Origin of the sequence: Microbulbifer variabilis, from assembly GCF_023716485.1 — a bacterium.
Lineage (GTDB): Bacteria > Pseudomonadota > Gammaproteobacteria > Pseudomonadales > Cellvibrionaceae > Microbulbifer > Microbulbifer variabilis_B.
The window spans coordinates 1,361,982-1,388,391 of the sequence record NZ_CP092418.1 but is presented as its reverse complement, the minus strand read 5'-3'; the positions used below and the strand labels follow the sequence as shown (position 1 = coordinate 1,388,391).

Annotated in this window: 28 protein-coding genes; 12 read left to right on the top strand and 16 right to left on the bottom strand. The window is 47.4% G+C overall.

The features are described 5' to 3' along the window. Positions 1-7 precede the first annotated feature (7 nt). Entirely contained in the window at positions 8-793 is a 786-nt protein-coding gene (locus tag MJO52_RS06135) for an SDR family NAD(P)-dependent oxidoreductase (RefSeq protein ID WP_252085065.1), read from the bottom strand. A gap of 430 nt (positions 794-1,223) precedes the next feature. Between MJO52_RS06135 and MJO52_RS06130 the strand changes: the two genes are divergently transcribed. The 5 genes from MJO52_RS06130 to MJO52_RS06110 all read left to right on the top strand — a co-directional run bounded on the left by MJO52_RS06130 (position 1,224) and on the right by MJO52_RS06110 (position 3,701). After that, on the top strand, positions 1,224-1,730 hold the full coding sequence (locus MJO52_RS06130; protein WP_252085064.1) for a DoxX family protein: 507 nt from the start codon (positions 1,224-1,226) through the stop codon (positions 1,728-1,730). 93 nt (positions 1,731-1,823) lie between these two features. Next, a complete protein-coding gene (locus MJO52_RS06125; RefSeq protein WP_252085063.1) occupies positions 1,824-2,699 on the top strand; it encodes an SMP-30/gluconolactonase/LRE family protein in 876 nt (291 codons plus the stop codon). Beyond that, positions 2,699-3,154: a hypothetical protein gene (locus MJO52_RS06120; protein WP_252085062.1), complete on the top strand. Its 456-nt coding sequence runs from the start codon at positions 2,699-2,701 to the stop codon at positions 3,152-3,154. The genes MJO52_RS06125 and MJO52_RS06120 overlap by 1 nt, the downstream gene beginning before the upstream one ends. Positions 3,155-3,196: 42 nt before the next feature. Continuing rightward, positions 3,197-3,526, top strand: a complete 330-nt coding sequence (locus MJO52_RS06115; protein ID WP_252085061.1) for a nuclear transport factor 2 family protein — start codon at positions 3,197-3,199, stop codon at positions 3,524-3,526. Continuing rightward, positions 3,510-3,701 (top strand): hypothetical protein, encoded by a 192-nt coding sequence (locus tag MJO52_RS06110; RefSeq protein WP_252085060.1) that lies wholly within the window; start codon positions 3,510-3,512, stop codon positions 3,699-3,701. The genes MJO52_RS06115 and MJO52_RS06110 overlap by 17 nt, the downstream gene beginning before the upstream one ends. 393 nt (positions 3,702-4,094) lie before the next feature. Here the strand turns inward: MJO52_RS06110 and MJO52_RS06105 are convergent, their stop codons facing one another. Together MJO52_RS06105 and MJO52_RS06100 are read right to left on the bottom strand one after the other, a co-directional pair. Further along, entirely contained in the window at positions 4,095-4,739 is a 645-nt protein-coding gene (locus MJO52_RS06105; protein WP_252085059.1) for a hypothetical protein, read from the bottom strand. Positions 4,740-4,983: 244 nt separating this feature from the next. After that, positions 4,984-5,355 carry a nuclear transport factor 2 family protein gene (locus MJO52_RS06100; RefSeq protein WP_252085058.1) on the bottom strand — a complete coding sequence of 124 codons (372 nt, stop codon included), beginning with the start codon at positions 5,353-5,355 and terminating at the stop codon, positions 4,984-4,986. A 114-nt stretch (positions 5,356-5,469) separates the two neighbouring features. Between MJO52_RS06100 and MJO52_RS06095 the strand changes: the two genes are divergently transcribed. Further along, on the top strand, positions 5,470-6,348 hold the full coding sequence (locus MJO52_RS06095; RefSeq protein WP_252085057.1) for a LysR family transcriptional regulator: 879 nt from the start codon (positions 5,470-5,472) through the stop codon (positions 6,346-6,348). Positions 6,349-6,455: 107 nt separating this feature from the next. Here the strand turns inward: MJO52_RS06095 and MJO52_RS06090 are convergent, their stop codons facing one another. Continuing rightward, positions 6,456-7,496, bottom strand: a complete 1,041-nt coding sequence (locus MJO52_RS06090) for a helix-turn-helix transcriptional regulator (protein ID WP_252085056.1) — start codon at positions 7,494-7,496, stop codon at positions 6,456-6,458. Between the two features lie 359 nt (positions 7,497-7,855). On the opposite strand from MJO52_RS06090, the gene MJO52_RS06085 reads away from it, so the two are divergent. Next, on the top strand, positions 7,856-8,215 hold the full coding sequence (locus MJO52_RS06085) for a nuclear transport factor 2 family protein (protein ID WP_286037017.1): 360 nt from the start codon (positions 7,856-7,858) through the stop codon (positions 8,213-8,215). A gap of 61 nt (positions 8,216-8,276) precedes the next feature. Here the strand turns inward: MJO52_RS06085 and MJO52_RS06080 are convergent, their stop codons facing one another. From MJO52_RS06080 to MJO52_RS06070, 3 genes are all read right to left on the bottom strand, one after another. Next, entirely contained in the window at positions 8,277-8,888 is a 612-nt protein-coding gene (locus tag MJO52_RS06080; RefSeq protein WP_252085055.1) for an NUDIX hydrolase, read from the bottom strand. A gap of 110 nt (positions 8,889-8,998) precedes the next feature. Continuing rightward, a complete protein-coding gene (locus MJO52_RS06075) occupies positions 8,999-12,163 on the bottom strand; it encodes an efflux RND transporter permease subunit (RefSeq protein ID WP_252085054.1) in 3,165 nt (1,054 codons plus the stop codon). Between the two features lie 32 nt (positions 12,164-12,195). Beyond that, positions 12,196-13,506: an efflux RND transporter periplasmic adaptor subunit gene (locus MJO52_RS06070; RefSeq protein ID WP_252085053.1), complete on the bottom strand. Its 1,311-nt coding sequence runs from the start codon at positions 13,504-13,506 to the stop codon at positions 12,196-12,198. A gap of 102 nt (positions 13,507-13,608) precedes the next feature. Between MJO52_RS06070 and MJO52_RS06065 the strand changes: the two genes are divergently transcribed. Both MJO52_RS06065 and MJO52_RS06060 read left to right on the top strand, forming a co-directional pair. Beyond that, positions 13,609-14,148 carry an NUDIX hydrolase gene (locus tag MJO52_RS06065; protein WP_252085052.1) on the top strand — a complete coding sequence of 180 codons (540 nt, stop codon included), beginning with the start codon at positions 13,609-13,611 and terminating at the stop codon, positions 14,146-14,148. Between the two features lie 102 nt (positions 14,149-14,250). Further along, on the top strand, positions 14,251-14,778 hold the full coding sequence (locus MJO52_RS06060) for a hypothetical protein (RefSeq protein ID WP_252085051.1): 528 nt from the start codon (positions 14,251-14,253) through the stop codon (positions 14,776-14,778). 43 nt (positions 14,779-14,821) lie between these two features. On the opposite strand, the gene MJO52_RS06055 is transcribed toward MJO52_RS06060, so the two are convergent. From MJO52_RS06055 to nhaA, 5 genes are all read right to left on the bottom strand, one after another. Beyond that, the gene (locus MJO52_RS06055; RefSeq protein WP_252085050.1) at positions 14,822-15,151 is read right to left on the bottom strand and encodes a Nif3-like dinuclear metal center hexameric protein; all 330 of its coding nucleotides are present in this window, start codon (positions 15,149-15,151) and stop codon (positions 14,822-14,824) included. A 79-nt stretch (positions 15,152-15,230) separates the two neighbouring features. Beyond that, positions 15,231-16,085, bottom strand: a complete 855-nt coding sequence (trxA, locus tag MJO52_RS06050; RefSeq protein WP_252085049.1) for a thioredoxin — start codon at positions 16,083-16,085, stop codon at positions 15,231-15,233. 39 nt (positions 16,086-16,124) lie between these two features. Further along, on the bottom strand, positions 16,125-16,505 hold the full coding sequence (locus MJO52_RS06045) for an MmcQ/YjbR family DNA-binding protein (RefSeq protein ID WP_252085048.1): 381 nt from the start codon (positions 16,503-16,505) through the stop codon (positions 16,125-16,127). Between the two features lie 9 nt (positions 16,506-16,514). Beyond that, positions 16,515-17,885, bottom strand: a complete 1,371-nt coding sequence (locus tag MJO52_RS06040) for a hypothetical protein (RefSeq protein ID WP_252085047.1) — start codon at positions 17,883-17,885, stop codon at positions 16,515-16,517. Between the two features lie 97 nt (positions 17,886-17,982). Next, a complete protein-coding gene (nhaA, locus tag MJO52_RS06035; protein WP_252085046.1) occupies positions 17,983-19,476 on the bottom strand; it encodes a Na+/H+ antiporter NhaA in 1,494 nt (497 codons plus the stop codon). A gap of 124 nt (positions 19,477-19,600) precedes the next feature. Here nhaA and MJO52_RS06030 point away from each other — a divergent pair, with 124 nt between their 5' ends. Beyond that, positions 19,601-20,362, top strand: a complete 762-nt coding sequence (locus tag MJO52_RS06030; RefSeq protein ID WP_252085045.1) for a TlyA family RNA methyltransferase — start codon at positions 19,601-19,603, stop codon at positions 20,360-20,362. Positions 20,363-20,668: 306 nt separating this feature from the next. Beyond that, on the top strand, positions 20,669-21,172 hold the full coding sequence (locus MJO52_RS06025; RefSeq protein WP_252085044.1) for a thermonuclease family protein: 504 nt from the start codon (positions 20,669-20,671) through the stop codon (positions 21,170-21,172). Between the two features lie 161 nt (positions 21,173-21,333). Here MJO52_RS06025 and MJO52_RS06020 read toward each other — a convergent pair whose 3' ends face one another. Next, entirely contained in the window at positions 21,334-22,587 is a 1,254-nt protein-coding gene (locus tag MJO52_RS06020) for an amidohydrolase family protein (RefSeq protein ID WP_252085043.1), read from the bottom strand. 1,172 nt (positions 22,588-23,759) lie between these two features. Between MJO52_RS06020 and MJO52_RS06015 the strand changes: the two genes are divergently transcribed. Next, positions 23,760-24,824 carry a linear amide C-N hydrolase gene (locus MJO52_RS06015; protein ID WP_252085042.1) on the top strand — a complete coding sequence of 355 codons (1,065 nt, stop codon included), beginning with the start codon at positions 23,760-23,762 and terminating at the stop codon, positions 24,822-24,824. Between the two features lie 119 nt (positions 24,825-24,943). Here MJO52_RS06015 and MJO52_RS06010 read toward each other — a convergent pair whose 3' ends face one another. The 3 genes from MJO52_RS06010 to MJO52_RS06000 all read right to left on the bottom strand — a co-directional run bounded on the left by MJO52_RS06010 (position 24,944) and on the right by MJO52_RS06000 (position 26,389). Then, entirely contained in the window at positions 24,944-25,339 is a 396-nt protein-coding gene (locus MJO52_RS06010) for a GNAT family N-acetyltransferase (RefSeq protein ID WP_252085041.1), read from the bottom strand. A 49-nt stretch (positions 25,340-25,388) separates the two neighbouring features. Beyond that, positions 25,389-25,856 carry an OsmC family protein gene (locus tag MJO52_RS06005; RefSeq protein WP_252085040.1) on the bottom strand — a complete coding sequence of 156 codons (468 nt, stop codon included), beginning with the start codon at positions 25,854-25,856 and terminating at the stop codon, positions 25,389-25,391. 188 nt (positions 25,857-26,044) lie between these two features. Next, complete coding sequence (locus MJO52_RS06000; RefSeq protein ID WP_252085039.1) at positions 26,045-26,389, bottom strand: 4a-hydroxytetrahydrobiopterin dehydratase; 345 nt, start codon at positions 26,387-26,389, stop codon at positions 26,045-26,047. Positions 26,390-26,410: the final 21 nt, after the last annotated feature.

The window sequence follows — 26,410 nt, the reverse complement described above, 5'->3', positions numbered from 1 at the left end:
GCAAATCTCAAACCTTGGCTACCAAGCCTCCATCCACATTAATCGTTTCTGCCGTGATAAAGCGAGAGTCGTCTGACGCCAAAAACACAGCAGCATTAGCAACATCGAGCGGGTATCCTGGCCCCTTCAGCATCTGCGCGGGCTCTAAGAAGTTAGTAAAGACATGCTTGCCCTCTGGAGAGGTAACCGCCTCGGTCAGTATCTGCCCAGGCCGCAAGCAATTGGCTCTGATATTGTGACGTGCCCCAATTCCGGCAATATAACGAGTAAAGGCTTCCACCCCTGCTTTCGAGGCATAGTAAGAAGCTGATGGTAGGAAACTAACCTGCTCCAATTGCGTATCGGTTGGCGCACTCTGCGCAGCAAGCGAAGACACATTAATAATGGCACCACCCCCTGCGCCAATCAGGTAGGGCCAGACCGCTTTACACATCAGAAAACAGCCAGTCAGGTTGACTTTAAAAACCTCCTCCCACTCCTGTAAGCCCTCGTAGGGAAACATATTCGGCGCACCCGTCCCTGCACCGTAAAACAGGATATTGATTGCCCCATAGCAACTGATTGTCTCCATCACTGCTTGACTGACTAACTTGTTATCGGTGACATCGCAGGGGATATAAGTAGCTTCTCCACCGGAAGAACGAATGGACTGCTCGACCTTTCGCCCCTCCAAAGCGCGGCGCGCCAAAATAGCCACCTTGGCGCCCTCCTCCGCAAAGCGATGAGTAGTCCCATCACCGATACCTTCATTACCGCCAACAACAATGGCGACTTTGTTGCTTAGTTTTCCCATAGTCGGCACTGCCAAAGTCGATAATTACTGTATTGATGAAGAGAGTACTTATAGTTAAGGAGTCCCTGAAAAATTCCGTAATACATTTGTGGACCCCTAAGGCTGTAGAGGTTAGACAAAACTCCTGACCAATAGCCTTTGCAAGAGCTGAAACCCAGCAGTTGCAACCTTCAACATCAGCCTTCTAGCTTTCAAAGCAGCCTAAAGAATTATGAAGGAATTCCTTAATTTTAGGTTAGCTATATAAAAGCCTAGTATCACCGTGCGATATGCCAACCAACAAATCGACCAAAGAATATTTTCATGCCTCCATAAAGAACATATGAAAGACATGTAAATATACGACCGCAAGAAAACTAAGCCTCGTTAAAAGTGTGATTTCAGTAAAATAGATTAGATGCCATGGACAGAAATCAAAAGAGAAAGCTCAATGCAAAAATTAATGGAAAAGCCTTATCGCAACCCCGCCGATTTACAACTAGCGCTGATACGTATTTATATTGGGCTTAACTTTACTCACCATTTTGCTGAAAAATTCGGACTTCTAGGCGCCAAGACTTACGAAGAAGTCGTTCAATATTTCACAGCTATAGGTTTTTCCAGCATCATGGTAGTTATATCTGGGCTTTGCGCATTTGCCGCATTTATTGGTTTCACTTTTGGCCTATTCACTCGTTTCGCAGCAATTGGAACGTCACTTTACTTGCTCATCGCCTTGTTTTCAGGGCATCACTATCTCGCCGGCTTCTCCTGGGCTGACCATACTAGCGGCATTATTATTAATGGTGTAGAGCAAACTGTTTATGGTGGATGGGAATACCCCTTATTTTGGTCATTTATCTGCCTATCGTTCGTGTTAACCGGTGGTAGAAAGTGGTCCTTAGATGCACATTTAAGAAAATGCAGCTCTGCTATTATTAGATTTTTAAGCCAGTGAGTTACTGCGAAAAAAATTATCGGCTTTAAAAATCACAAGTGTCTAGGCGATAGGTATCTTTAGCACTGAACAACAAAATCAAAGGGTAAATCTATGCAATATAGCCTTCACCCGCTAGTTGAAACCGATGCACATGAAGGCCTCGTATGGGTCGATTGGCAAAAGAGATTATATTTCACCTCCAAACCTTCAAGTGATTATCGAACTCCATCGGCCATTCGTTATTTTGATTTTAAAGACAGGTCTATACATACGGTAATTGAGCGAAGCAATATGGCTAATGGTATGTGCCTGACAGCTGATAAAAATCACCTGCTAGTGGCTGAACAGGGATTCCATGATAGTCCTGGATGTATTAGCCGCATAAATTTAAATAGCTTTTGCCGAGAGATTATTGTTGACAACTTCAAAGGACTACCCTTTAACTCACCTAACAAGATAGTTCAAGCAGACTCCCACTTTTTCTTTACCGACCCCGATTATGGTTACTACCAGGGGTTTAAACCACAAAGCGAATTGCCCACCGGATTATACTCCTATGATGTACAGGCATCGCAATTATTTTGCCTGGGCGACGAATTTATTGTTCCTCACGGGCTTGCACTCTCCCGCAATCAAGAAACTTTGTTTCTAGTTGATAACTGCAGCATCACAGAAGAAAAGCCTTTTTACGACCTCAACCATGAACAAATTATATTCACCCTCCAGCTCAGCTGTGGGTCAAGCAATGCTAAAACAGAAACAATCATCAAAATACCCCCACAGGGTTTTATCGATGGAATAATTATTGGAGAGAACAAACAGCTAATATTTACCAGCTTAAATAAGTTGATGACCTGTTCAGTACAAGGAGAAAACTTGCAGTGTCTCTACGAAAACTCTGAGGATATTAACTTTGTAAACATAGCAATGGCAGAAGGAAGGCTATACGCCACTTCAGATAATGCCATTTACTATCTTGAAACTTAATGAATAACATGAAAACTAACCATGAAACCCAGCAAAAGTACTACCACCTTTGGACAGACAAAAGTCATATTTCCAGGACAACAGAGCACTATTTAACTGGCTTTACATTAATCCAATATTCCAACCCCAATCCAGAATATCACTACAAAGATTTGCCAGAGGTAATAAACAGTGAGTTTGCCATCTTACCTCCCAGCTGGGAAAGTGATTTCCACCCAACCCCCAGTCCACAATGGGTCATTACCTTATCCGGCCGATGGAGAACAACAACAAAAGATGGGATTTGTGTAACCTACCAACCAGGTGATGTGCACTTTGGTGGAGATTTACCGCTGGAGGGAGTGCCGTTAAATCAACAGGGTCACAAAGCGCTTAACCCATCCTCCAAAGAATCGACAAAGGTACTGATACTTTCTGTCAACACCCCTCTTTCAATTCCTGAAAGTCAGTTCTGACCCTAAATACCATAGCTATAGTGGAAGAACAAATGAATTATTATGGAGGATGAGAATATTATTTTTGAACAGCTGGCAATTTTCGATTTGCTGTCAAAGTTTATTCTCACTATAGATAATCAAGACGCCAAGGTCTGTGCCTCGCTATTTACCGAAAATGGTCGCTTTGAAAACGGTAGTTTGATGATTAAAGGGCGGCAAAAACTTTATGAATACCTGCTTGTCCACAACCGTTTGGGTACTCGACATATCACGTCTTCATATCTTTATGTTGTTTCTCTCGATAGGGCGACCGATAAGGGAAAATCAACCATAGTAGTTTTTTGCAGCAACTCGCGCGGGTTATCGCGTGGTAATGGCGGGCCAGTATGACGATGAACTTGTGAAGGTTAATGGTGAGCGGCTATTCCTGCGCCGAAGTGCCATCGCTTCTGGCTTACCTGAAGATCCAGAATTTTCATTACTCAATGCAGATCAGCAAACTGCACATGTAATAAAACCCTTATTAGATGCATGGCAGCAACTGGGCGAACCCATCAGGCATTGATGGCACCAATTGTCGAAGCCCCTATGACAGTTACACGAGCACTAGCCATACTGCAAGAATATGGAAAATCAACAAGAAAACAATGATTCAGCACCTGACCAAAACATAAATAAGATTTGCTGTATTCTATGTTTGCCCTGTGGAGAGATAATCACTTTAATCAGTATCTATCCAGGCTTAACGCAATTGGCTCTGATATTGCAATCTGCCTAAATTCAGGGAATGTAATAAATAAAGCCTCCCACTCCAGCCTTAGAGGGCTAATCATTGACTAGAAATAGGGCTTCACTTGCGCATCCGTCAGTACACTTAGTGCAGCGAGTAGAAACACATTGATGATCTGCCCCCACTCACTATGCTAAGCCGCAATGTCTCGATAATAAAATAAAAGAATTAATATGCTTTAGCCCCAGCTCTGGCTATCCATGCCTTACATGCACCACAAGGAGGCCTTCTATCCGATTTCCCTTTGTGCTTATTGGGCTGACGAGCCGCAAAAATACTATTTTTGATAGATTGACTGTTTTCTCCTGATTTACGCCGCTGACTGAATGCCCTTCTCAAGCAGTCTACCTCAGCACAGGTTCGACCAAAGATATATCGGTCTACATCCAGTTCTGCCGGAATAGTGTTCCAAATCGTATTCGGGATATATCCTCGACTGGTTCCATTCCCTGTTGATCCTTCAAACCACTGTTCTAATACACTGTCGTACATAACTGCTACCATACTCGGTGTGTTCGAACCATTTCCGCCACGGTCCCTGGCTAGTGTTCTAACTTTATTGACGGCCTGATTCCCTAAATTTTGGGCAGAGCCAGCCTTCGGTACTGTCTGAATATATTTGACATATTTTTGGCAATGCAACATTGGCCGGCGCTTAGGGGCTATCCCCTTATAGATAGGACCAAACTGACTGATAACATTATGGGCATGGTAATAGGCATGTTCCATCACCGGAGGAGGCAACGGAGAACCGTTTTCAACCACAAAAATACCACACTTATTACACTGGAACTTATGATGATATTCTGGCATCTTGTATATCCTTTACATTAACCAAATTTAATTAAAAAATTAAAAACTGCTCTTTTTATTTCTCAAAGAAATCTACACACCCTTTAATTGAAAAGGCACCTCTTAGTCGAGGGTGGATCTGTTTTTGTTACATTAAATATCTATAAAATAACTATCATTAAAACTGGCCAAAAATTCTTGGCCAGCGAGCGTTGGCGATACTGCTAGTTAGCAGCGAAAATCAGAAGTATTTATACTGTTACCTTCAGCTTGGTTCTATAGCTTCAAAGTCATCCTCGCGCAGGCGCATGGTTCCATCCTCTTGCAGGACCCATAGTTCCCGAGTGATAACTCCTTGCGCATTGTTCATCTTCCACTTACTGGTAAGAACTGTTGAGGAACCATCAACTACCTCAATCTCGGTATCCTGATAAGCCACATCAGAGAATCCCTGAGCCACTAGGTTTTGCCAGAAAGCTTTTATCTGCTCCCGACCTAGAAATACACCAAACGGCCTGGCATTCATTTGAGCATTCTGTTCATACATGGAAGCGCAGCCTTCAGCATTCCCTTGATTAAAAAACGACTTCCACTGTTCGCTGGCCACAATAGTTTTCTCAATAAGTAGCTTGTTCATATCCGACTCCTCTTGATAAAGGCTTGATCTTTAACTTTCATAAGCATATTGCCCTAACGCACCGCCTGTGATAAATACACATTCAACCAAATTAGTGTTTAGTGAAATTAAACTATGAAACCCAGTCTAGAGGACATGCAGATATTTTTAGCCGTAGTTGAGGCCCGCAGCTTTACTGCCGCAGCAGACAAGCTGGTACGTACCAAGTCGGCAATTAGCCAGGCAGTGACTAGATTGGAAGAAGATCTCGGTACAAGGTTGCTTTACCGGAGCACCCGCTCGCTTTCACTGACGGAGACAGGAACCCAATTCTACGCTCACTGTCGCGAGATCCGGGATATCTACAACAACGCCCTGGCCGATTTAAAAAGTAATAACAAGGAACTCTCGGGCACACTGATAATCACAGCTCCCCACGCGCTCTGCGAGCCGGTTATAGTCCCTGCAATTAGACAGCTTAACGAGCAGCATCCACAGCTGGGGGTTCGTTTACTGGCGGATGATGCCCCAATGAATTTGATTGATTCCCAAGTAGACTTGGCAATTCGTGTAGGCAACCTGGATATGCAATCCGCCAAAGTATCAAAGCTGGGAATACTCCGGGAAAGCCTCTATGCGAGTAGAGGATATATAGAGCAACAGGGAGGAATACCTGACGATCTTACCGAATTACGCAACTGGCAACATATCATCAATGATTGGCAAGGCACCCCGGTGAAATATCAGCTGGGTAGTAAAAAAGAGATTCGAGTTATTCCCAAGATACGCTGCAATTCACTACATAACATTTTACAAATGACAACAATGAGTTTAGGGGTTGCAAGACTACCAGACATTGTTGCAGAAAAATTGGTTAGAGAAGACTCCTTAAGGCATCTAGTCACAATAGCTTCAACTCCCGTTCACTATATGCACCTTTTTTCTAAAAGGCCTCCGCCAAAGGTTCAACACTTCGTCAAGATTCTGAGAAGATTAATGTCATCTTATCACTAGCCTCCGAGTTATCTTCGACTGAGGGGCTATTGAGCACAGGTAGGACCTTAGCCTTAGTATCCGATAAAATTCATTATAAATGAAAAGAAAAACCCCTAAAGATAGGGTCAATTTTCAAGTGCCAGAGTTCTTTCCCGCTTCACAAAAGAGCGCTTTACAAACTCAGAAGCGCTAAGGCCCAGCTCCTCTTTGAATGCCCGGGAAAACTGGCTGGTGCCGTTAAATCCACAATTGAACGCCACCTGTAAAATACTTGCATTTTTCCCGGCTGCCAATAACTGTGCGGATGCGGCCTCCACCCTGGCACGTCTCACCAAGTTAATATAAGAGGTATTATGAAAACGCAGCGCTCTATGTAAATAGGAGGTTGAGATATCCAATGACGCCGCCAGCTGTGGCGCGGACAAATCCGAGTCACAACAGTGTTTTTGAATCAGCCTGCAAGCCTGTTGAAAAATAGACTTTAAGCGACTCGGAGTTTCCGACTCCGCCTGCAAATTGCCACGACTCTCCTGGATACAGGCAATAATTAATTCGGCTATCGGATTAAAGAGAAAGCGGGAAGAAGCAAAGGTGCACCTTTGTTTGGCCTGGGGAAACAGCAAAAGATAATTACGTAATAAGAGGCCGGGACCACTGCTACCATCTATGGTCAGAGGACAGTTATCCTTGGGACCTGAACGAAACCCCTCGAGCTTCTCACGGGGAATGCGACACAATAGCGAGCGACTTTCATGAACCAAATCATGAGTAATTGTCTGCGCCAGATCAACCAAGTAGAGTCCACCGGGATTCATCGGGGTAAAATAACTCCCACGCTGTATAGCACCACGGCCAGATAAAAGATATATCAATGTATAATTGGCATAGCCATCACTCAAGTGATTGCTTGCTCGATGGAAAGAATTCCCAGAGAAGCAGGCTCGAGCAAATGAATCTCCCGTTTCAGGATTGGAAGATACTGCAAACTCCCCATAATACGTGCTGTTATGATGAGACTTGAGCAACAATTCACAGCGGTAGGGTAGACCAGCCTCCATCAGCTCCTTCCAGCGGCGCCAGCGTTCATTAACTACAAAATCATCTGTCCTGGCCACCCAGTCAAAAAACGGAGTCTTATCGCGATCTATCGAAACATCAGTCTGCATGACATGCTTATCCTTAAGCTGTCCATTTATGGTATTAAGCAAGAATAATAGATTTTTGAAAGCCTCTTTGTACCCAAAAGTTATTTCGGCGGCATCCTAATTTTTTCTACACCAGGGTACAGGCTGGAGAAGCGGCACCTGTAAATAATCTCCAGAAACACGCCTTAGAAGCTACTTTCATAAATAGTGAAGCGAAATAATCAGTGGGTAAAATGATGAATGAACTACAGCTATTCAGAGACCGATTCGCAATTAGCGACCTACTTGCTCGCTACACTTTAACTATCGATAACCGTGATGCCCGAGGTTGGGCGTCACTTTTTACACTTGGCGGTCGCTTCTAGCATGGCAATCGAGTAATCCGAGGAAGGGAAAAACTAGAGCGCTATGCAGTCATCCACAGCAACCTGGGTAGCCGGCATATTACCTGTTCGCCATTACATCATATTTCAGAAGATGGGCAATCTGCCTCAGGCAAAGCAACTACAGTATTTATTTTAGTGACTCGCTCTGGTTATCGCGTTGCCGTAGCAGCAGAATACCATGATGAATTAGTCAAGGTGGACGGCAGCTGGCTATTTCAATGCCGCCGTGGCGTTATTGCTAAGCTACCGAATGATCCTAATTTTCCCATACTCACAGCGGATCCCAATACTCGTGACCAGTTAAGTCTTTTAGAGGATGCCTGGAAAGACTTGGGTGAACTGATATCAGATTAAAGCTACCAATATAACGAGTATCAAAAAATCCGAATCCGTGAAGTATTCCTCTAGAGCAGGGCTAATTCAATGTACGTAATGGCACATCATCCCTGCGCCCAATAGAAGCGCCCAGTATTCTAACGAGGAACTCGGTTAATACTCCGGCAGTAAAGCCCCAGATTTCATAGTCGCCAAACTGGTAGGCGGGTAGATAAATAGCTTGATTATCGATAGTGATTCGGTCAGTGCGGATACGGGGATCGTCAAGAAAAAACGACAAAGGCACACGAAAAATCGCATCCAGCTCACCAGGGTTGGGCCTGAGATGGGTATCTGGTGAGATCACCCCCACCCAGGGAGTGACATGTACCTGCCAGCGAGTAGTGCGTGGCCACAGAGGGCCGAGCATCCGCACCTGATTCATAGGCAGGTCCACTTCCTCTTGAGCTTCGCGCAGGGCGGTATATTGCAGGGAGGGGTCAGTGGCATCCCAACGCCCGCCCGGTAGGGAAACTTCTCCGGAATGGGTAGATAGTGTATCGGCGCGCTTAGTCAGCACTACATGGGGGTCTGGCTCTTCGGTAAGAGCAATCAACACAGCGGCATGGCCATACAATTCTGGCCCTGTTGGTACGCCAGCCTCCAGCTCTTCTATTTGCTGGGAAATTTTCTTTTCGATAATCGATAACATATCCACTTATCCCGCCTCATACAACAAAGGCTCCCTAACGTTCATCATACCGATTCCCGGTGATAACACCGAGCTGTATACCGCAATCTCCATTTGCGGCTCCCAGCCAGTTACTGCCGCTCAGCCGAAGCTGCATCCAGCTGGGGTTGAGGCGTATAGCCCCCTTTGAGCTTCTCACGAAGCGCCTGCACCAACGCGTAGTACACAGGCACCAGTAAAGTGGCAAACAGGCTGGCTGCGAGCATACCGCCAAACACGACCAACCCCAGGGAAATACGGCTTACGGCACCCGCGCCTGTGGCTACCAACAACGGTATCACTCCGAGAATAAACGACATAGCCGTCATCAATACTGCCCGGAAACGCAAGCGGGTGGCTGAAATCGCAGACTCGGCAATAGACTTGCCTTTATCCCGTTCCACACAGGCGAACTCAACAATCAAAATTGCGCTCTTTGCCGCCATACCAATTAACAATACCAAACCGATCTGGGTATAGAGATTATTGATAGATCCGGCAAGCCACACCACCAACATGGCACCGCAAATCGCAATAGGCACGCACAAGAGCACCGCAATAGGAATACTCCAGCTCTCATACTGGGCCACCAAAAACAGGTACACAAATATTATGGCCAAACTGAACAGGATGGGAGCCAGATTGCCTGAGGTAACCTCCTGTAAACTGATCCCGGTCCATTCATAGCCGTAGCCTTCCGGCAGCCTGGAGGCCAGCTCCTCCATGGCATCCATGGCCTGACCACTGGAGTAACCCGACGCTGGAGCGCCATTAATCGTCACGCTGTTATAGAGGTTGTAGCGGGTGATGGTTTGTGGTGCCACAACCGGCTCAATAGTGGAGACCGAGGTAATCGGCACCAGACCACCACTGTTAGCGCGCACATAGAAGCCCGCCAGATTTTGTTCGTCATCGCGAAACTGCGCATCTGCCTGGGCGATCACTCGGAATACTTTGCCATATAAATTAAAGTCGTTTATGTAATATCCGCCCAGAAAAGTCTGCAGGGTGGAATAAACCTCTGGCAATGGAACACCGAGTACGTGCGCTTTTTCTTTATCGATCTTTAATTCCAACTGTGGGGTAGCCGCCTGGAAACTGGTGAAGGCCTGGGAAATTTCCGATCGCTGATTGGCCGCGCCCAACAGATCAATCATTACTTGTGATAATTCTGTAATACTGCGCCCCTGCAAATCCTCCAGCACAAATTCAAACCCTCCCACGGTACCGATACCCGGCAGGGGTGGTATGACAAAAGGCATAATCTGTGCGTTGGGTATCTGCGCCAGTTTTTTCTGTGCCCGCTGCATAATGGCGAACTGGTGATCCTCTTCACTGGTGCGGTCATCCCAGGGTTTTAACACCGCAAACATCATTGCGGTATTAGATGAGACACTGTTGGTAAGCAGGTTATAGCCGGGCACACCCACCACATGGGCCATACCGGGTTCTTCCAATAATATGTCTGTAACCTGATTCACCACCGGGCCCGTGCGCTCCAGGGAGGAACCATCCGGCAATTGCACGTGTAGCATAAACGTGCCCTGGTCCTCGTCCGGGATAAAGCCAGTGGGGATACTACTAAATAACCAAAAAGCCAGCAGGAAAATACCGATAACGGAGATAATTCCGATTAGCGGAATCTTTACGCAGGCTTTTACCATGCCCACATAAAAATTGGTGGAGCGATGCAGCCCTCGGTTGAAAAAACCAAATACCCCGGTCTCTTTCACTCCGGCAACTTCGCCCTCCTTACCCACTTTTAAAATACTGGCGCAAAGTGCCGGGCTCAGGGTAAGCGCATTAAGGGAGGAAATCGCGACCGACATAGAAATAGTAACCGCAAATTGCTGATACATTTTTCCGGTGATACCCGGCATCAACATGACCGGTACAAACACCGCAAACAACACCAGCGTAGTGGCAATGACCGGCCCAGTAACCTCACGCATAGACTGCAACGCAGCCTCCTTTGGCGTTAGGCCGTCACTCATCAGTCGCTGGGTGTTTTCCACCACAATAATCGCATCATCAACCACTATGCCAATCGCTAGAATCAGCGCAAACAAGGTGATGGTATTAATAGTCATACCAAACGCCAGCATCAATGCAAAAGTGCCCACCAGTGAAACAGGGATGGCAATAGCGGGGATCAGGGTGGAGCGCCAATCCTGTAAAAACAGGAAGACCACCGCGATCACCAAAATCAGGGCAATAAATAGTGTCTGCACCACCTCTTTGATAGAGGCCTGCACAAACAGAGTGGTGTCGTAGAGGATCTCTGCCTTTAGGCCATCTGGAAAACGCTGGGAAAGCTCTTTGACCTTGGCCTTGATGCCGTCAGCCACTTCAATGGCATTGGCTTCCGGCAACTGATAAACACCGATCACTGCCGAAGCCTGGTTATCCAATTGCCCATAGGAGGAATAGGACTCACTGCCCAATTCCACCCGCGCCACATCTTTCACTTTTACCATGGCGCCATCGGGTTTGGCGCGAATAGTAATTTCCTCAAATTCCTTGGGATTCACCAGGCGCCCCTGCACCAGGATGTTGTATTGAAATTGCTGGTCCTTGCGAATGGGCGGCGAGCCAATCTGCCCAGCCGCTACCTGCACATTTTGTGCCCGTACCGCGCTGATAACATCCTCGGTGGTAACGTCCAGGGACGCCATCCTATTCGGGTCCAGCCACAGGCGCATGGCGTAATTGCGCGAGCCAAAAATAACTACGCTGCTCACACCCAATACGCGCGCCAGCTCATCCTTCAAATAAATTTCTGCGTAATTGGCTAGGAAAAGTTCATCGAATTTCTGCTCAGGAGAAAATAAGTTCACGACCAATAGCAAAGTGGTGCTTTGCTTGGAAACCACCACTCCATCGCGCTTTACATCCTCTGGCAATTGCGGCGTGGCCTGCTCCACACGGTTCTGTACATTGACCTGAGCGATATCATCGTCATAACCAGATTTAAACGTTACCGTGAGACTATAAGAGCCATCGTTGCCACTGGTGGAGGACATATAATCCATGCCTTCCACGCCATTCACTTGGGATTCGATGGGCACGGCAACACTATCGCGCACAACTTCAGCACTGGCCCCGGCGTAATTGGCTGCGACGTTTATTGTGGCTGGAGTAATTTCTGGAAATTGCGCCACCGGCAATAATGGCAACGAGAGAATACCCGCAAGAGAGATCAGTATGGAGATGACAAAGGCGAAACGGGGCCGCCGTATGCAAAAGGCACTGATCATAAATTCACTAAGCCCCCCCCATTTCAGGCGGGCTATTTATAATCATGCTCTTGTCCCTCGTATCGGTGGCGTTCGCCCTCCTCCACACCTTCAGGAAGTTCCATGTCATCGGGAAGCAGTGTCCCCTGCCCGAAGCCTATAGGCTGTTTGGTACTTTGCTTACCTACGGGAGAAGCGCCACCGCTTGCGGGCTCTGCCGGCTTTTCTGATGCGTCGTAGGGGTTCCGCGGCGTGTTTTGAGGGGTCACTGGCTTGCCCGCAACAACCCGCTGCAAACCGTTAACGATGACCGACTCCCCAGCAACTAAACCATGATTAACCGCCCAGAGCTCCCCCTCCCGCTGCCCCAAAGTGACATAGCGTTTTTCAGCAATATTTTTCTTACCCAGCACAAAGAGGTAACGCCCCTGCATGTCCTCCAGCACTGCAGATTGCGGCACCAGCGGTTTAAGTGCCTCACTGCCGGTATACAAACGGATTGAGACCCGAGCAAATTGTCCTTGCACCAGTAGGCTGCCCGGATTCGGAAAGAGTGCGCGTACCGCTACGGAGCCGGTGTTGGGGTCTATCTGGTTATCGATAAATACAATCCGGCCCTGATAGGGGTAAAAATTACCATCCGGCAGCTCTATACGCACATCCAGCCTCGTTGGCGGCAACCCCTCCCGGCGGCGGCGCTCGGCATCCACCTGTACGGCATAGAGTTGGTTTTCAGGAACCTCAAACAACACATAAATTGGGTCCATCTTGACGATGGTAGTGAGCGGGTCCGAATCAGGTCCCACCAGGGAACCCTCAGTAAACTGAGTACGACCAATGCGACCGGTAAGTGGCGCGTAAATCTTTGTATAGGAGAGGTCTAGGCGGGCACTTTCCACTTTGGCACGATCTGCATCGACCTGTGACTTAGCTTCCTCAAAAGTGCCCAGTAATTCATCCATCTGCACCTGGCTGATAGCACCTGTAGCGACCAACTTGCGACCACGTCGATAATTGCGCTCAGCGATCCGCAAAGTCGCCTCGGCGCGCTCCAAATTGGCGCTTTGGTTATCCAATTCAGCGATAAATGGGCGCGGATCTATTTCAAATAGCAGGCGCCCTTTCTTAACCGTTTCCCCCTCTCTAAAATCGCGACTCTGGATATAACCTTGCACGCGGGGGCGCACCTTATACTCATCGGTGGCCTCCACCCGGCCGACAAATTCAAAGCGCGGAATCACCGGCTGTTCTCGCACCACCAGCACCTCTACAGGAGGCGGTGGCGGTGCCTTTTGCTTATCATCTTTGCCGCCACAGGCCATCAAGGCGATCAGCACAAGCCAAAAAAATAAAATACGCGCCATAGTAAAGCTGGCACCGCCCTATGAACTTCAACACCTTTAACAACTATAGGCGTCAAAAAGCTGGAAGCTGGCGCTGGAATCTTGCATGGGTATACTGACGCCATGAAATTTTGTAGCCAATGCGGCAGTAATGCCGTCACATTTTCCATCCCCCAAGGCGATGACCGCCCTCGCCACCTCTGTGGCAATTGCGGCACCATCCACTATATCAACCCGCGTGTGATTGTCGGTGTTTTACCCTACCTGGAAGACCGGGTCTTACTGTGTAAACGCGCCATTGAGCCGCGCCTGGGACTCTGGACCCTGCCCGCCGGTTTTATGGAAAACGGTGAAACCAGTGAAGAAGGTGCTTTGCGCGAATCCTGGGAAGAAGCACGTGCCAGCATTCGTGTGGACGAGCTTTATTCAATTTATGACATTCCGCATATCAATCAGGTTTACCTGATGTATCGCGGAGAGCTTACCGATACGAATTTTGGCCCCGGGCCGGAATCACTAGAAGTGTCACTATTTCGCCAGGAAGAAATCCCCTGGGCTGAAATTGCCTTCCCGATCATGCATAAAACTCTTAAGCACTATTTCACCGACACGGAACAGGGGCAATACCAGCTGCACCGGGGCGTTATTTCGCGGAAGCTATAGTGGTAGCTGCAGCGCGAGCCAAGCTGAAGATAGTGCACTGGAAGAGGACTCTGGGTGGGAGAAGCACTCACCCACCTGAGTACACTTAAAAAGGATGTTCCAATGAAATACGCCTATATGCTTGCGGTACTGTTATTAGTAGGCGTGGGCTTACCCATGTTGATTCCCGGCCCCGATGGCAAACCGATTATGTCTCCCCAAGACTGGCTTCCCGATCAGAAGACTCTGGACACAGTTCGCCAGCAAGGCCAACGCGCCATTCAAGCGGTAAGCGACAGTACTCAGAAATCTGCCGAGCAACTGGAAACCCTGGTGGAATCCAGTGGCCTTTTGCCAGAAGAGCAACATAAACAGACCAGGGAGGTATTTAGCTGGCGGGACAGTGAGGGCAATTGGCACTTCTCTGATTCGATACCCGAGGGCCTGGATACTCATGTACGTATACATCGGATAAAACCCATCAATACCCTACCCGCCACACCCAGCAACGATGCTCAGCCACAAGGCCCCCAGGCACAGCTATTGCAGGAGAACCGTGAGGGCGATAGCCGGATTTCACAGATTTTGAAAGAGGTTCAAGCGCTAAAAGAAAACAGTCAGCAGCGCCAGCAGGCACTGGATAACCTTTAAAGTCCTCTCTCGCGAATGGCAGGATACTGTTTATATCCTGTCACTAGCGAATTTTGCCGCCACAACGCTCATCCAGGCGCCAAAGGTCAAAGGCCGGCTCCTCGTAAGGATGTGCCTGGTAGAGGGCTTCAAGTGCTGCATCCACAGACTCATCGGCACACGCCATCTCAACCCGATATTCCTCTACCTGCTCTATCTGCCCGGACTCACCAATAAACGGCTGACTGCCCGCTAGTGGCCGGAACTGACCGACACCCAATACCTGCCAGCAACAACTGTCGTAGTCGCCGATTCTGCCAGCTCCGGCGTTAAACAGAGCTTTTTTGACAACTTCCAGATGACTTGAGGGTATATAGATACAGAGCTTATGCATTCTGCTGATTCACTATTCAACGGTGTATAAAGTAAAGGGGCCTTCAAGGCCCCTTTACAGTGCAATACGATTGAAACGTCTAGAACATCAACGTCATCAGCTTGCGCTGATATTGGGTGGCGATGGGGTCGCCGGCACCCAAGCTTTTCACCATATCGAGAAATGCCTGCTTGGCCGCGCCATCGGCAAAATTCATATCCTTGCGCAGGATATCCAACAACAGCTCCAGGGCTTCCTCGTGACGATTGGCCTGACTGTACTGTACCGCCAGCTTATAGGCAGAATCATAATCCTGTGGGTTCTGCTCCAGGGCCTTCTGCAGCGCCTGAATCTCGGGGGTATCCGCCGCCTGTTGTTTTAGCTCCAGCTGGGCCATCAGGCGCTGGTATTCTGCATCCTGATCCGCCAGCAGAATTTTGCTGAGCACGGTTTCTGCTTCCGCAGCGCGGTTTTGATCGAGCAGCAACGCCGCCAAGTGTTTGGCGATATCCACCCGCTCGGAGGATTCAGCGTAAGCCTGGCGCAGCAACGGCAGGGCTTCATCCACCTTGCCCTCACCAATCAGCGCCTGGGCCTGCTGCAATTTGATGTCCCAGGGTTTGGGCAGATATTTATCGAGCATTTCACGAATCTGGCTTTCCGGCTGCACCCCGGCAAAGCCATCTACCGGCTGCCCCTCTTTGAGCAGCATAACTGTAGGTAAGCTGCGTACCCCCAGCTGGCCGGCGATCATCTGCTCGGTGTCGGCATTCACTTTTGCCAGGAGGAACTGGCCTGCATATTCATTCGCGAGCTTTTCCAAAACTGGCATCAGCTGTTTGCACGGCTCGCACCAATCGGCCCAGAAATCCACCAGAACCGGGCGATTCATGGATTCTTCAATGAGTACCTGCTGGGCGTTTTCTGCCGTTACATCGACAATAAAATCGTTCACAAACTCTCCTGAGTAATGTCTTGCTAATCTGCTGAGGTTCTAGCGGTAGAGGGTATCCGTGCCATAAGCCAGCTCAAGGGGTTGCCGCTCAATTTTACGCAGCCCCTTAACCACCAGGCCATAGGAGCGATCCGCCATCCGCTCAATTTCATAATCCGGCACTGTGCCATCGAGCAATACAGTATTCCAGTGCTTCTTGTTCATATGGTAACCCGGCAGCACGCCAGGGAAGATATCCCGCAGGGCTTGAGCCTCGTCGGGATCACACTTTAAATTAGTCGCATCTACCTCGCGATAACGGCTGAGAGTCGCGAACATACGCCCCTTAATCTTGTACACCGCAACATCGGGACCAAAGGGGAAGTCCTCAATCGCCTCTGGTCGCGCAAGTAAATAACTCCGCAGTTCCGCCTTGTGCATTGTTAGCGCCTACCAGTCTAGCGAAGAGGGTAAGCGTGGCGACGACAACAGCTTGGCGAAACGCTGCCAGCGCTCTTGTGCACTGTTTGTATCTCGCTCCACATAATCAGCTACCAGTTTTTTGCCCCAGTTGTAATTAATTACATAGGCACCGTAGGCATCGACAAAATCCTTGCGCTGCTTTGCCTTGGCCGGGCTCATCAGAGTGTATTTCTCAAACAGTACCGCAACTTGCTCTGGGGCAATTTCACCATCGATATACTGCCGAGCAATTTCATTGCCGGCAAAACTGAGCTTATCCACCAGTCCCATCACCCGCTCATAATTTTGCGCACTTTGTGGGTCCAACCCGGCGAGGGGATAAAGCACCTCCATCTCGAAGCGGTTTTTTTCCTCCCCAGGAAAGGCCAGATCGATACCGTAATTGGCACTGCCCTCGGCAATCAGAGATTGGGGGCTGAACAGCGGATACACACTGTATTCCACCCAGCCACGGTCTTCCACCAACGTCTGTTCCAACAGCGCGTTATAGGTGTGATGGCCCGGGTAGCCTTCATGGCAGCCAAGGTCGATCGCGCGATCAATAGTAATCGGCAAGCCACTGTTCACCTGTATCAGGCTATGCGCTCCTCCCTGATACCAGTTGTAACCACTCCAGGGTTTGTCACTGACATATTCAAGGGCAAAATTTTCATCCTGTGGCAGCGGAATATACTGCTTGGTGCGCTTGCGACACTCCGCAATGGCTGCATCAAAAACCTCTTGGAGCTTGTCCACTGGGATTTCATACTGCTGCCGAAACGCCTGCACTCGCGCACTTAGGGGCTCATTACCGGGCAACAGCTCATCCAACTCCTGCAAGAATGGATCGAAACTAGTGAAATTTTGCCTGGGGGGCTCGGTGTCATAAAGCTCGCGCGCTTCTTTGGCAAAGTTGCGCTCGCTTTCGCCAGCAAGGCTGCGGGCGTGAGCCACCAGCGCAGCCAGTTGAGTTCGCAGGTAGTGTAGACGCAGGCCGTCAAGAGAACCATCCGCCACGCCCTCTTCGGGTAGCAGAGCGATGAGGGCATTACCGCGTTTGGCAATATCCGCCGGGCTGGCCGGGCTCTGCTCCGCCTGCTCTCGCCACTGCGCCGGGCCATAATAGGCATCGACATAACTCTTGTCGTGATTACCCAATTCCAACACCAGGGCAACATAGTCCCTGGCCACTGTATCCATGGACATATCCCCTTTCCCTGCTATTGCAGTTTTTTGCCCTTTAACCTCTACTGCTTCTCGTAACTTATCCTCTGATCGCGCTTTACCCTCGCAGGCGACAAGAAATAGAGGTGCAGCCAGAATTGGCAACAGACACACCGCCTTTACTACTTGTTTCATTATTATTTCTCTTGAAATTTATTTCACATCTGGAAGTTTACTCAGCCGGGAAAACCCCAAAACGGCCTGCTATGACGGGACCAGGCCGGGATGCCCCTCAACGTTGACGACCGGGATTTTCCTGAGGGGAGCTATCTTGCTTCTCTAAGCCTTCTTGCTGAGCTTCACTGCCCCCCGCAGGCTCAGGTTCCCGACCATCGGCCTGTACATCAAACTCTTCGGTAACCGGCGCAGTGCGCAGTACCAGGAAACCGGCGATACCGGCAATTACAGAAGCCAGCAAGATACCTGCCTTGGCCTGATTCAACAGGTTGTTCTGGTAACTGAACGCCAATTCGGCAATAAAGATCGACATAGTAAAGCCGATACCGCCGAGTAATGCCACGCCAATGATATGCTGAAAATTAGCCAACTTAGGTAAGCTGCCCAAGCCTAATTTCCAACCGATCCAAGTAGCCCCCACAATCCCAATCAGCTTTCCGAATACCAGCCCAGCGATTACCCCCAGGGTTACCGGATTGAAAACTGCACTTGAGCTAGTAAAGCTATCGAAGGGAATACCTGCATTAGCAAGCGCAAAGATGGGAATCACCAGAAAGCCAACCGGAGTGTGCAGGCGGGTTTCCATACGCTGCAGAGGAGACTGCGCCAGGTTAACGCCACTGCCTAGGGCCATAACCCGTGCGCGTAAGGCATCATTGGCAATGATTTTATCACCGGGACGGAAACAGCGATCGAAGCTGCGGATAATATCTTTAACAAAGGAACTAAACGCCACTGGATCGTACTTGGGCTTCGCCGGCAGCGCCATTGCAGTTATGACCCCCGCAATGGTGGCGTGAACTCCGGCCAGATAAAATTCATACCACAGCAGAATGCCCACAAATACATAGGGGGGGGAGTTACGCACGCCAGCCGCCTTCAGCAACCACATAATCACAACCAGGCAACCCGCAGCGATCAGCGCGGTCATATTTACCTGCTCTGTATACCAGATAGCGATCACCAGAATGGCGCCCAAGTCATCAACAATAGCCAGGGCCACTAAGAAAGTCACAACCGCGCGAGGCACGCGATTACCCAATAAGGCAATACAGCCCACGGCAAAAGCGATGTCCGTGGCCATGGGGATTCCCCAACCGCGCTCCGCCTCACCGCCAGCATTGAACGCCGCATAAATCAATGCTGGCACCACCATGCCACCGATTGCCGCCATTACAGGTAGTACCGCATGGCGTAAATCGGACAGCTCCCCTACCATAAATTCCCGCTTGAGCTCCAAGCCCACTAAAAAAAAGAAGATCGTCATAAGACCTTCATTAATCCAGTGGTGTAGCGATAAAGAAAACTCCCAATTTCCCACAGTGAAACTGATGGGCATATGCAAAAGGGTTATGTAGACATCTTCCAGAGGGGAGTTTGCGATAATGAGCGCCGCCAGCGCAGAAAGCATCAGTAAAATACCACTGCTGCTCTGCCGGTGGATAAACTCTTCAAAAGGTGTCACCAGCCGCCCAAAAGCCTGTTCTAAAGGCGCCTCAAAAACCTTTCCTTTGCGGATCTTGAACTTATTCAGAACGCTTTTTGCCATCGACAACCCCCTCTTTAGTAAAGAGTAGCCCGACTAGAAACGGAGCCACACTTCTACCTATGGGAGCCAGAGGTTAGCATGGCCACACTATTCTTAACCATTTGACAGGACCCAGTAGCAAAACATGACCCGCTTGGACCAACTGCTAGTACAGAGAAAACTCGCCAATTCCCGCACCCACGCCAAAAAACTGGTTGAAGCCGGCAGGGTCACGCTATCCGAGGGCGGCCCCATGGAGCTGGCGCGCAAAGCTGGGCAATCCGTCAGTGAGAACTGCGCCTTAGAAGTCACTGCACTACCCGAAGATCAATATGTTTCCCGCGCCGGCCTAAAACTTGCCGCGATACTCGATCACACAGGATTAAACCCTATGGGCTGGCACGCCCTGGATGTAGGCTGCTCTACTGGAGGCTTTAGTGACTGCCTGTTACAGAGAGGCGCCACTTCCGTAGTAGGGGTAGATGTAGGACGAGATCAGCTAGCACAAAAATTAATAGATGATCCACGTATGCACCTCTTCGAAGGAATTAATGCCCGTTATTTAGAGGCATCACAACTTTCTCCTTACGCAGATACTGGCTTTGATGCCATCGTGATGGATGTATCCTTTATTTCCCAAACGTTGATACTGCCGCAGCTGCCTTCTTTACTAAAACCCGAAGGCCAGCTGTTGACTCTGGTAAAGCCACAATTCGAGGTGGGACCTGAGGGCATTGGTAAAGGGGGGGTGGTGCGTGATGCAAACCTCTATCCACAAGTACGCCAGAAAATTGCATATTTATGTGATGAACTAGGACTTGAGATTAAAGAATATATTAACAGCCCAATTAAAGGTGGCGATGGCAACCGGGAATTCTTACTCTGGGCTGCACATAAAGAAGCATGAGCTAAGAGAACAAAAAAAGTTTAATATTACACTACTGAATCCACTTGAACGCTCTATCCTGACATAATTTTAATTTACGCTAGGGTCATCATATTTCGAGGGCCCTATCGATTACGTTTCAAAATAAAAATTTCCAGACAGATCTTAGATACCTACCGCTTAGAATTAAGAAACATCCTCATTTTCGCCTATCAAAACACTCTCACCCCTTAACAAAAACTATTTATTACTATCACAATCTATAAATAAACACGTAATAAATACCCCCTATCCTGCGCACATAAAACAACGACGCAGATAATCCCAATGAAAAGATTAATTTTGCTGTGTACGCTCTCCACTTCATTACAAGCGGCTCCACTGACTAACTATAGGATAATAGACGGTGACACAGTTCACGGATATGTTTCTGGTGAATATGTTGAAATACGCCTTCAGTGCATTGATGCACCAGAAACCTATCCCAGCACGCAAATATATGGCCCAGAGGCTACTCAAACCCTGAATCATTTATTGTCATTTGGCACTGTGGATTTCCAATCGACAGGAAGGGATCAATACGGCAGAGAAACTGGTTATCTATTTGTAAATGGATACAACATCAATCAAGAAATGGTTGCAAGAGGAGCCGCTTGGAATTACGCCTACTATTGCAGAGATAAATTCAAGATTGAGCAAGACTTTGCATACTACTCCAATCTAGGATTATGGGGCGAAATGGAAGCAAAAGACCCCTACTGCTTTCGCAAGAACCTAGATCACGATTTTTGCTATTACAATCCGGAAAACAACTTCTTTTTAGATGATTAAAAACTAAATTTTCTGAACATGAATTTTACCCACTAAGCAAACAGTTCCCATAAAGCTCAAAATAAAAATATCATTAGAGCTACCAAACTGGCCTATAACTTACACTATACGGGAGTATATGGGACTGTTTTCTGATATTTTAAGAGGAGATTCCTTCGGTTTTACCTTTGGGAGGTTGGGTAAGATTCTATTGCCTGTCCACCCTTTTTATAGAGCACTCCTCCTTTCATAACCAATGAGATATTAGATAGAAGGTTAATATGCCTCAGCACATCCCCTCTTACTGCGATGATATCGGCAAATTTTCCTTTAGATACAGTCCCTGATTGGTCCGAAACCCCCATCATTACTGCGGGCCAGTAGGTAGCTGCTCGAATTGCATCCATAGCGGAAAAATTCATCTCTTCAACCAAAACGGCCAATTCGTTCCAAGTGCTTTGGCAATGAAATTTAGTTGGGATACCACTATCTGTCCCCACAAGAAACACCACACCAGCATCTTTAAGCTGGGAGATTTTCTTTTTCAAAGTTGGTTTACGTAAGGGAGTTAACTGCATGTACTGCAATTGCCCAGGGTTTCTCAATGACTGTTTAATATCGTCAATAGTGTCTGGTTTTAGTCCTTTGTGCCAGCATGTATCATCCAGCCTTTCCGGGTTATCCACAGTGTTACTATAGTTCCAGAGACCTTCTACGGTTGGAGTCCAGAAAAGCGGGCCTCCAGCAACGCGGCCCTTAGCAGTGCGCTCTTTTAATAACTGGATGATATCTTCAGGGTACTCAGGTGCTGTTGTCAGCCCTGTATGTTCAAAGTTATCGACACCTATGGCCAGCCCTCTGCGGATCTCATCTGGGCGGTGCGAATGAGCTACAACTTTTAAACCATGCTTATGGGCCTCATCCACGACCGTTTGAGCAACTTCTATAGTCATCTTGTCATGGTCAATCAGCTTAATTATATCGACACCAGCTGTTGCCAGTAAGTTTACTTTCTTTTTTGCTTCAGGGGCACTAGAGACTGACCAACGAAAAGCTTCAGTGCCAGGATAAACTTCATGTTGGATAAATGGTCCGGAAACAAATAGCCTTGGCCCGGCAATTTCACCAGAAATGATTTTGCGCTTTATCTCTAAAGATGCTTCTAGCGGAGCACCCAAATCACGAACACTAGTAACCCCGGCTAGCAATAATTGTATTGCACTAGCAGGCATTATTTCATTGGTCAAGCGATGTAGGTAGTGTTTATCCCAATGCACATAGTCCGAGTGTCCACTGAGCATTAGGTGAGCATGATTTTCCCAAAGTCCAGGTAAGACATCCATCCCCTCAGTAGAAATAATTTGATACCCGTCGGGAACGGGAAGCGTTTCAACCGTGCCAACTTCCTCAATTTTGTCGCCTCGAATTAAAATCACACTATTTGCGATTGGCCGATTACCAAAACCATCGATCAGCCGCCCCCCACAAGCGCACTTCTCGTCTCCGCCTGAATTGACAAGCTGTACAGCAACATAATACCAAAAGATAATGCCTTAATTATTTTTTTTATCATTAAAATTTCCTTCTATTAGCTGGTGATAAATTCAAATCGACAAAACAGGATAAAAAGCCCCCCACTCAACTAAAAGCGCTGAACATGCATTATCTAAATAGACATACCCAATAGCGCTTCATAGTTTTTCAACCAACATCGAATCGCATAGCTAGTTTTGACCTATATACACCCTACTAACTTAACGAGCAACACTGCAAAGACCATAAATCAGACAATACATTCATCTCTCACATAGTCTAAACAGTTATCTTATCTCTGAGTGTAAACATATTGCAGCATCGCTCACCATCAAGCCCATATTTCATAACGCATGATCAAATCCCGACATAATAGAGAAAACATTAATTTTTCACGATAAGCTATCATTATATATCGCACTGAACAACAAAATATACAGACCAAAATACAATCAAGAATACATAATGAGAAGATAAAAATATTCCGGTCAAAGAACTGGGGCTGTAACATTAATTTTTTATCGATTTATAACTCAGTGGCTATCCTACCCACACGCAGTCGTTCACCTCCATTAATAAAGCATTAGAAAGAATAAAAATTACACAAATCAAAAAAATAAGCATCTAGAGAACTTACCGCAGCATCTATTGAAATTCTTGCAATCCACTTAACACAATTAACAAATAAACAAACAAACAAACAAACAAATAAACAAATAAACAAATAAACAAATAAACAAATAAACAACTTAGAATAAAACCCCTAAGAAGGAAATGATGACTACACCTAAAGACGACGTAATATCAACTTGCCAACCCTACAACAAATTGCTCAAAACCATAAGCTCTCACGTACCTACATAAATTCCTAGCACATTGCTCAGAAACTTTTATCTTTCGGCAGAGACAGATAAGACCGACCTCACGAAACCCAAGAGAACCCCTTAAAAATTTGGAATCTACAAGCTTATCATGTATTAAATATTGGCTCTCTTGAAGCCAAGACAGACAGATATTCTTAGAAAAGACAACTAAACTGCATGCTTTTAATCACCCTAAATATACAGGTCAAGAAGTGATCAAAACAGCTACAAATAAAGTGCCGTTGATTATAACGTTGCTCCTATTTTCCTGGCCATCGATACTCTATGCATGCTCCCGGGTTACCTGGAATACTGAGCAAGGTGTTTTTGCCGCCAGATCAATGGATTGGGGACATTCTTTTGAGGATATTCTTTTTATAAATCCTCGAGGTATGAAGATGGTTGGTGAGGATGGCCATAACCCCGCCAAATGGACTTCAAAATATGGAAGTGTTGTACAAAGCATTATTCCTTATGCCCGCCAATATGGCTTCTCAAATAATGACGGTGCTACCGACGGAATTAACGAGAAAGGTCTAACAGCACATATTTTATATCTTGGAGCAACCCGCTACGCCAAACCAAATAATACGCCAGGAGTATCCTATATGCGCTGGCTGCGTTTTATTCTCGATAACCATGCTACAGTCGCAGATGCCGTCATTGGGATGAAAAATATACGCATATCGCCAGTGAAAGTTGGTGGCGAAGTACTTGGTGCACATATGACAATAGAGGACCCAAGTGGTGATTCAGCTATCTTCGAAATAATCGATGGTAAATTAGTTGTACATCACGGTAAGAAATTTTCGGTCATGACAAATGACCCACCATATGGATGGCAGCTTCAAAACCTGCCTTTTTACCAAGGCTTTGGAGGGCTTAAATCTGTTCCTGGAGGGATTGATGGCGCTGACCGTTTTGTTAGATTATCTTACTATCAACACAATCTACCAAAACCTGCCAATGCTATTCAGGCAGTCTCTTACCTTCTAAGTGCAATCCGCACTGTGGCCGTTCCTTTTGGCGCACCTTATAGCCGTCCCAGCCAGGAAGAAGGAACTAAAGAACCAGCTACTTATCCCACTTGGTGGCTTTCGGTGATTGATTTAAACCGCCGAATTTACTATTTCAACTGGGTTAAAAATCCAAATATTGTTTGGATAGATTTACATGGAATCGATTTTTCAAAGGGCACAGGAAAGCGGGTTGCCGACCCAAAGAACCCCAAATTGGTTGGAGATATCACGGATGTATTTAAGCCACTAAAAAAATGAACAGAAAGAAACACAAGGTGTACAAATTACTCTAAAAACATCGCTGAATATAAAACACTCTACCCGATACCCAATATGGCCTTAATTACAGCCAAGAATTTACATACTTTGAAATAAATCTACTTCAACATGTACATCCCTTCACTTTCAGGGCTGCTTAACTTAAAGCCAAACTTCTCGTACAGCTCCGGTACATCCGCCATAAGGGTAATATAAGTAGAAGGAAGCGCTTCACGATCCAAATAAGACATAATGTGTTCCATCACAACCCTTCCCCACCCTTGACCTTGATAAGTTGGGGCGACAGCGACATCCACAATCTCAAAATTTAAGTCTCCATCACCAACCACCCGCCCCATGGCAATGGTGGTTGAATGAGTTTGAATGTGAATGCCATAGAGGCTATTTGGCAACCCCTTCTCTGCGGCCTCCCGACTTCTTGGGGATAGCCCACTAATCTGCCTGAGGCGAAGAAAATCCTCAACTGAAGCTACAGTTTCAATAACTTTAAACATACTGCCGTCTACATGAGTATTTATGAAACCTACTCACTTCAATGAGTAGTTATACCTCCCGAATCTCAGTAACCACTTCTGTTTTTACGGAGTTAGCAATAAAGCACTGCTTGTGGGAAAGATGGTGGATTTTTTCCAATTGCTCGCGACTAGGTTTCTTTTCGCCAGAAAAGCGGATCAAAGGTCTCAGGGTGACCTTAGTCATGGCCAACTTACCTCCCTCTATTGTGCCCATCACACCTATCGCTTCATCGCGATACTCATCAATGACGAAACCCCTTTTTGCGGCAATTGCAAGGAAAAACAACATATGACAACTGGATAGCGACGCCACGAAAGCTTCTTCTGGGTCGACATTTTCCGGGTGTGAGTAGGGGATTGGGACAATATGGGGAGATGAAGAGGCAGGAACTGACAAACCGCCATCAAACTGCCAAGTATGAGCGCGGCTGTATTGATTGTCAGTAAAAATCTGGCCGTCACGTTGCCAGACCACTGTAGAAGTATACTCAGACAAAATCTCTCTCCTTTATCCAGGGCACACACTTTCAACTATTGATATACAGGGGCTACCGAACGACTCCGGAACCAGGAGGTATTTAGCGGAGTGAATAGAGCCGAAGGGTTCCCTCTAGGGCAACCTCAGTTTAGAAATGACGCGGGATGACAGAAAATTGGGGCGCTAGATGCGCCCTTGGGAGATGCTTAGTCTGCATCTACTTGCTGGTCGGTGCGCGCAGCCATAATAAAATCATTCTTGTGCAACCCCTTGGCCTCATGGCTCCACCAGGTCACGGTTACCTTACCCCACTCCGTAAGCAGTGCCGGGTGGTGGCCCACTTCTTCGGCGATGGCACCTACACGGTTAGTAAACGCCAAGGCCTGCTTGAAATTCCGGAACTTGAACACGCGCTCCAGCTGCATAATGCCGTCGCGGGTCATTGGCGTCCAATCGGGAATTTGGCGCAGCAATCCTGGCAGCTCGTCATCGCTGACGAGAGGGGCATCGGCGCGGCAGGCTTCACACTGTTGTTGGGCTAGCTCAGTCATGAATAAATCCTCAAAACCTTG